Origin of the sequence: Sphingomonas hankookensis (assembly GCF_001619955.1) — a bacterium.
In the GTDB taxonomy this organism is placed as follows: Bacteria; Pseudomonadota; Alphaproteobacteria; order Sphingomonadales; family Sphingomonadaceae; genus Sphingomonas; species Sphingomonas hankookensis_A.
This window is the reverse complement of the sequence record NZ_LQQO01000021.1, coordinates 115,334-121,437: the sequence shown is the minus strand read 5'-3', so window position 1 is coordinate 121,437 and position 6,104 is coordinate 115,334. Positions and strand designations below refer to the sequence as shown.

Genomic DNA, 6,104 nt, shown 5'->3' with positions numbered 1-6,104 from the left:
CTACCGGGGTCCCTTTTCCACGCCGATCCACACACCAGCTCTGGCTCGATCACCAGGACAAGCTGATTCACCGTAGCCGGAAGCAGCATTTCGTTGCCCACAACATGAACAAGCACGGGCGCTTGCCGATCTGGGTGGCGATCGAGATCTGGGATTTCGGCGCCCTTTCGCGGCTCTTTGCCGGCATGAACGTAAAGGACCAGGATGTCATTGCGGCCAGCTACGGTCTGGGGACGGGACGCGAACTGGAGAAATGGTTGCGAAGTCTGAGCTATCTTCGCAACGTCGCAGCGCACCATAGTCGCATGTGGAATGTGAACGTGTTGGAGCTGTCGCCGGTGCCACAGTTCGACCAGAACTGGCAGTCGCTCGCCAATGCGCGCCCCTTCATGTACTTTTGCATCATGCGGTTTCTGCTGGCGCGGATCAGTCCGAATTCCAGCTGGGGTGAGCGGTTCAAGGCTTTGATGGCGGAGTTCCCCGAACCTGCAAACAAGGCCGTGACGGCCGCCGATTTCGGGTTGGTTGCAGGCTGGGAGGGATGGCCGCTTTGGGCCTAGACCATCCCCACAAAAGAAAACCGGCACGTACACATCGCTGTGCAGAGGTGCCGGTCATATTATGACCATATATATCCATACGAACGCGTTTGTCAATGAGAGACATTCACGGCACTGCCCCAGGCACTAGCTGAATCGGAGCGATTCTCGCCGTGGCGCGCTCAGATCAAGGCCTGCGGCACGGCGCCAGCCTGAGGCCAAGCTTCACCCAATGCGCTCTTGCGACGACTATATATCAGACCCTACAAATCGAGCTCAACCCCTGTGTGCTGCTCGATCTTCTTCTTCACCAAGCCCTTGGCGAGCGCCTTCAGGAGATCGAGACTGAAGCCGCCAGCCTTCTTTGCGCCGGCCTTTGTCTCACGCCAGATGGAGGGATCACGGATGGTGTCGAGGAAGTCATGCCCGGCCCATGTAATCTGGCCAATCTGCCAAGCCGCGCCTGATAGCTTCGCTTTTATGGTAATGAGACCAGCATTGTCGAGCAGGTCCAGGTGATACTCCAATAGTTCTGCCTGCTCGCGCGGCAGCTTGCCTTCGCTGCTCTCGCCCAAAACCTCAGCGATCTCCGGGGTCAAAAGATCAAACGAGCGTCGTCCGTCTTCGATCTGCAAGAGCAGATCCCGGATGAGGTCCATGTTGCGCTTCATGGCCCGGACCATACTGCAAACACAGCGGAAGGACAGCGAACTGTTCGACCGGCAATGACTGATCGCCATAATCGCCCGCACTGTGCGCGGTCAGCTGTGAGCGAGCTGATAGCGGCCATTCTTGCGGGCACCGACAAAGCGCAAAAGACCGCAGCCGCACAGACCCGCAAGATCGCGTCGCGCGGACTTGATGCTCACCTGCCAGTGTGCCGCGATCTCGCGGGCTTTGACCGGATGACCCTTGCCGACTCGGTCGAGCACCCAGCGTTGGCGCTCATTGAGGCCCAAACTTATTGGGTCATTTCCAGGGTCATTTCCAAGGTCATTTATAGGGTCAGAATTCGGTCGATGCTTGCCCAACGGCCGCTCATTGCCGTGTTCATGCGCCCACGATGTTCCCCCGCGCGACCATTCGGATGACTCGGCGAGTCTGGATTGCTGGCTTTCGATAATGCCGAGAACGAACGCTCGAATAACGGGAGACGTCGCAACCAAGCGCAGAAAGAATAGCGTGTCGGGGCCATGTTGCCCGGCCATCCAATGTTTTGCGGACCGCTCACTGGCATGGGTCAGGCGCATCAATTGCTTCACGGCACGATGCGTGTCCCCATGTTCCTTGCGCAGCAAATTGGCGATGGTCTCGGCAAAGGCTTGGCGACTGGCGAGCGCACCCTCCCAAGCTGGCAACTTCCTGCCCTTTTTCGGCAACATCTTCCGGTCCTTTCCCACATATACTGTTGAGAGTGCGGGAATGCCGGAGCGGTCCGTAGTTCGCGCTGCAGCGGTTGGCCGCCCTGGCCACTGCAGTTCGGGTTTCGAAAGGGGCGAGCATTGCCGAGATGGAAGAAAGACGAGGCACCGGGCGATGCAGAACAGAGGCCTACCGTGCGCGCGGCCGAATATGTTCGGATGTCCACGGACCATCAGAAATACTCGACCGAAAATCAGGCAGATGCGATCCGCCACTACGCGGCATCTCGAGGCATAGAGATTGTCAGGACCTATGCTGACGACGGCAAAAGCGGCCTATCGATCGACGGTCGCGCTTCTCTGCAGCGGCTGATTGCCGACGTCGAATCCGGCGCCGCCGATTTCCAGATGATCCTGGTTTATGATGTCAGCCGCTGGGGCCGTTTCCAGGACGCCGATGAGAGCGCCTACTACGAGTACATCTGCCGCCGCTCCGGAATTCAGATCGCCTATTGCGCCGAACAGTTCGAGAATGACGGGTCGCCGATGAGCACCATGTTCAAGGGCTTCAAGCGCGCCATGGCTGGTGAATACAGCCGGGAACTTTCGGTCAAGGTTTTCGCTGGCCAGGGGCGGCTCATCGAAAAGGGGTATCGACAAGGCGGTCCCGCTGGCTTCGGCCTGCGTCGGACATTGATCGACGAGCATGGCAACGTCAAAGCGGTCCTCTGCCGCGGCGAACAAAAGAGTCTCCAGACCGATCGGGTCATTCTGACACCAGGCCCACCCGAAGAGATTGACGTGGTTCGCGAAGTATATCGCAGCTTCGTGCACGAAGGTCGCTCAGAGCGCGAAATCGCCGAAGAGCTTAATGCTCGAGGTGTTCTATCCGACCTCGAACGCCCCTGGACACGTGGCACCGTCCATCAGCTGCTGATCAACGAGAAATACGTCGGCGACAATGTCTGGAATCGGCGGTCGTTCAAACTGAAGAAGAAGCGGGTCCGCAACGCTCCTGACATGTGGATCCGCTCGGAGGGGGCATTCGAGGGGATCGTTGAACGGGACCTGTTCGAGGCAGCTCATTCGATCATCACGGCACGCTCGTTCCGCCTAACGGACGAAGAGATGCTCCAGGCGTTGCGAGGTCTCTACGCCAGCAAAGGTCTTCTGTCCGGCATCATTATCGACGAATGCGAGGGCTTGCCGTCAAGCAGCGCCTACAGCTCGCGGTTCGGCAGCCTGCTTCGCGCATACAGTCTGGTCGGTTTTTCGCCGGAGCGGGACTATCGCTATATCGCCATCAACAAGGTCCTGCGCCGTCTCCATCCGGATATCGTTCGCGAAATCTTGGCGGGCCTCCATGCCCAGGGGAGCGACGCGTGGCAGGACGTCGCCAATGACAGTATCCAGGTGAATGGCGAGTTCAGCCTGGCGATTGTTCTTGTGCGCTGCACACCAACGCCGACCGGGATGCTGCGTTGGAAGATTCGCTTCGACACGAGCCAGCTTGCCGACATCACGGTGGTTGTCCGCATGGACATGCACAATCGCGCGCCGTTCGATTACTACCTGTTCCCCAGGATCGACGTCACGAGCGAACGACTGCGTCTCGCCGAAGACAACGATCTGCACCTCGATGCCTATCGCTTCGACACGCTTGATTTCTTCTATGACATTGCGGCGCCCGTCGCCATTCCGGAGGCTGCGTAATGCCTGTCGTGCGTCCTCAGCAAATCGAGATGATCCCGGTCGCCAAGATCACGGTTCTCAACCCGCGCTCGCGCAACAAGCGTCAGCACCGCGAAATCGTGAACAACATTGAGTCAATCGGGTTGAAGCGCCCTATTACGGTCAGCCGACACCGCGGCCCCGGCGGGCCTCGCTACGATCTCGTATGCGGCGAAGGTAGGCTCGAGGCATTCCTCATGCTTGGCCAGACCGAAATCCCGGCGGTCGTCATCGAGGCGAGCGAGAGCGATTGCCTCGTGATGAGTCTCGTGGAGAACATCGCTCGACGAACCCCGCGCCCGATCGATGTGATGCGCGAGATCGGTGCGCTGCGCGAACGCGGCTACAATGAAACCGAAATCGGTCAAAAAATCGGGGTCAGCAGTTCGTGGGTCAGCATGATCGTTTCACTTCTGGAGCGCGGCGAGGAGCGGCTCGTGGCAGCAGTGGAAACGGGCCTCATCCCGATCAGCCTCGCCATGGAAATCTCGCGGGCCGAGTCCGAGGAAGCGCAGAACCTGCTGCTCGACGCTTATGAGACGGGCAAGCTGCGCGGCAAGAAACTGGCTTCGGTGAGAAGGTTACTCGAGCTGCGAATGCGCGGGCAGAACAAGTCCATGCCGTCAGGCAAGCTGGGCAGACGATCCGCCAATCGGAAACTGACCGCGAGCGACCTTATGCAGGTTTATCAGCGAGAAGCGGAGAAGCAGCGTCTGCTCGTGAAGAAGTCCGATTTCACGCAAACCCGGCTGCTGTTCATTGTCGAGGCCATCAAGGATCTGCTCGGTGACGAGGGGTTTCTGACCTTGCTCCGTGCCGAGGGGCTGGAGACCATGCCACGAGCCCTTGCCATGAGAATTGCGGGCGAAACCGATGACTGACTGGACCGAGACTGAGACATCAGGTCAGGAGCCGGGCTCGGAACACCGCGTCCGGCTCGGCTTTGAACGCGAAACCGTCACTGTCGCACTCGAGCAGCTCGTCCCGCTCAAGATACTTCAGCAAGGCGTGCGGGAGAGCAAGAAATTCACTCAGATCGTCAGTTCGATCAAGGCGATTGGGATCGTCGAGGCTCCTGCTGTTGCTCCCGATCCAAAGCATCCGGGGAAGTATTTCCTGCTCGACGGCCATCTACGGATTGAAGCGCTGCGCCAGCTCGCGATTCCGACAGTCGAGTGCCTCGTCGCAAATGACGACGAAACCTACACTTACAACAAGCGCGTAAATCGCCTGCCTCCAGTGCAGGAGCACCGAATGATCGTGCGCGCGATCGAGCGCGGCGTCACCGAAGCGGTCATCGCTGATGCGCTCGGCCTCGAAGTCCAGTCGATACGCGCGCGCTTCCGTCTCCTCGATGGCATCTGCGCTGAGGCCGCTGACGCGCTGAAGGACACCAATTGCTCAATGAAGGTGTTTGATCTTCTGCGGCGCATGACCGCGTTCCGCCAGATCGAGGCCGCTGATCTGATGATCGGTCAGAACAACTTCTCCGTCATGTTCGCGCGGGCGCTACTGGCGGCGACCCCTGAAGAACAGCTTGTTCCCGTGAGCAAGAAAGCGGGCAAGCCCGATGCGGCGGGGCCAACCAGCCAGCAGATCACGCGCATGGAGCGAGAACTTGCGGCTCTGCAGACGCAGGTCAAATCAGTCGAGGAAAGCTATGGTATCGATAATCTGCACCTGACCTTCGCGCGAGGCTATCTTGGCAAGCTCCTCGCCAATGCGCGCATTGTGCGCTGGCTATCGCTGCACCGGTCGGAATATTTGACCGAGTTCCAGCGCATTGCAGAGATCGAGAGTCTTGGCGGCCTGGCCACGCCCAGCGCCGAATGATGTGATGGGGACCCGGACCCGATAAGCGCGGGGACCATGGGAGACGCCGCACTGAGGGGCGGATCAAGCATGGCGGTGGGAATGGCGGCGAACCCGCAGGAAGCCCACCAGGTCGGCCGTCATAGGGTCCGACCGCCTATTGAAAATGTGACGGGCGCGTCCTGCCGTGCGCGCCCGTCACGAGATGGGAGAACCGGCCCCGCCCGGTTAGGCGGAGCCGGTGCGGCGGGTCAGGCCGGCGGGTTCCAGATGATCACCTTCTTCGAAGGGTCATCGCCCGGCGCGTTGGCAATATTGCCGTAGATCGTGCCGAACTCGGGTGCGGAAAGCGACACCGAAACATATTCGGCGCCGGTGTTCTGTGAGAAGCGCTTCCAGCCTGCGCCCAGCTCGAAGCCGTTTTTGCGGCTGACGATGCGATAGTCGGGCTCGGATTCCTTCGCCTTGCGGTTGTTGGGGATGATCGCGATCGGCGCGGAGACCGTCAGCGTCGCCAGCGTGCCTTCGAAGCTGTCGTCGGCCTTCACGGTCAGGTTAGCGATGGTAGCCATGAAAATACTCCTTCGATTGTCGGGGACCATCCCCGATGGCGCCCACCAAAGGGTCCGGCTGCTGGCGTCACCGAGCGCACTGTGCGAGG

At 59.7% G+C, this 6,104-nt stretch carries 7 protein-coding genes; 4 read left to right on the top strand and 3 right to left on the bottom strand.

The features are described 5' to 3' along the window. Positions 1-560: Abi family protein (locus tag AVT10_RS10840; RefSeq protein ID WP_198158557.1), on the top strand; the 560-nt coding region annotated here is incomplete at its 5' end. Positions 561-802: 242 nt separating this feature from the next. Here AVT10_RS10840 and AVT10_RS10835 read toward each other — a convergent pair. Continuing rightward, positions 803-1,210: a DUF2513 domain-containing protein gene (locus AVT10_RS10835; protein ID WP_066114239.1), complete on the bottom strand. Its 408-nt coding sequence runs from the start codon at positions 1,208-1,210 to the stop codon at positions 803-805. A 90-nt stretch (positions 1,211-1,300) separates the two neighbouring features. Next, entirely contained in the window at positions 1,301-1,921 is a 621-nt protein-coding gene (locus AVT10_RS17825) for a hypothetical protein (RefSeq protein ID WP_084401605.1), read from the bottom strand. A gap of 174 nt (positions 1,922-2,095) precedes the next feature. On the opposite strand from AVT10_RS17825, the gene AVT10_RS10825 reads away from it, so the two are divergent. The 3 genes from AVT10_RS10825 to AVT10_RS10815 are packed head-to-tail and all read left to right on the top strand — an operon-like array spanning position 2,096 to position 5,464. After that, positions 2,096-3,613, top strand: coding sequence for a recombinase family protein (locus AVT10_RS10825; protein ID WP_269746912.1), 1,518 nt, complete (start codon positions 2,096-2,098; stop codon positions 3,611-3,613). Beyond that, positions 3,613-4,512, top strand: a complete 900-nt coding sequence (locus tag AVT10_RS10820; protein ID WP_066690889.1) for a plasmid partitioning protein RepB C-terminal domain-containing protein — start codon at positions 3,613-3,615, stop codon at positions 4,510-4,512. Before AVT10_RS10825 ends, AVT10_RS10820 begins: the two co-directional genes overlap by 1 nt. Further along, positions 4,505-5,464 carry a plasmid partitioning protein RepB C-terminal domain-containing protein gene (locus tag AVT10_RS10815; protein ID WP_066690887.1) on the top strand — a complete coding sequence of 320 codons (960 nt, stop codon included), beginning with the start codon at positions 4,505-4,507 and terminating at the stop codon, positions 5,462-5,464. Before AVT10_RS10820 ends, AVT10_RS10815 begins: the two co-directional genes overlap by 8 nt. A gap of 230 nt (positions 5,465-5,694) precedes the next feature. On the opposite strand, the gene AVT10_RS10810 is transcribed toward AVT10_RS10815, so the two are convergent. Further along, on the bottom strand, positions 5,695-6,015 hold the full coding sequence (locus AVT10_RS10810; protein WP_017183376.1) for a DUF736 domain-containing protein: 321 nt from the start codon (positions 6,013-6,015) through the stop codon (positions 5,695-5,697). Between the last annotated feature and the right edge of the window lie 89 nt (positions 6,016-6,104).

Coding starts and splice junctions, on each gene's coding strand:
- AVT10_RS10815 (WP_066690887.1), top strand. CDS start 4,505: ATGACTGACTGGACCGAGACTGAGACATCAGGTCAGGAGCCGGGCTCG.
- AVT10_RS17825 (WP_084401605.1), bottom strand. CDS start 1,921: ATGTTGCCGAAAAAGGGCAGGAAGTTGCCAGCTTGGGAGGGTGCGCTC.
- AVT10_RS10820 (WP_066690889.1), top strand. CDS start 3,613: ATGCCTGTCGTGCGTCCTCAGCAAATCGAGATGATCCCGGTCGCCAAG.
- AVT10_RS10810 (WP_017183376.1), bottom strand. CDS start 6,015: ATGGCTACCATCGCTAACCTGACCGTGAAGGCCGACGACAGCTTCGAA.
- AVT10_RS10835 (WP_066114239.1), bottom strand. CDS start 1,210: ATGAAGCGCAACATGGACCTCATCCGGGATCTGCTCTTGCAGATCGAA.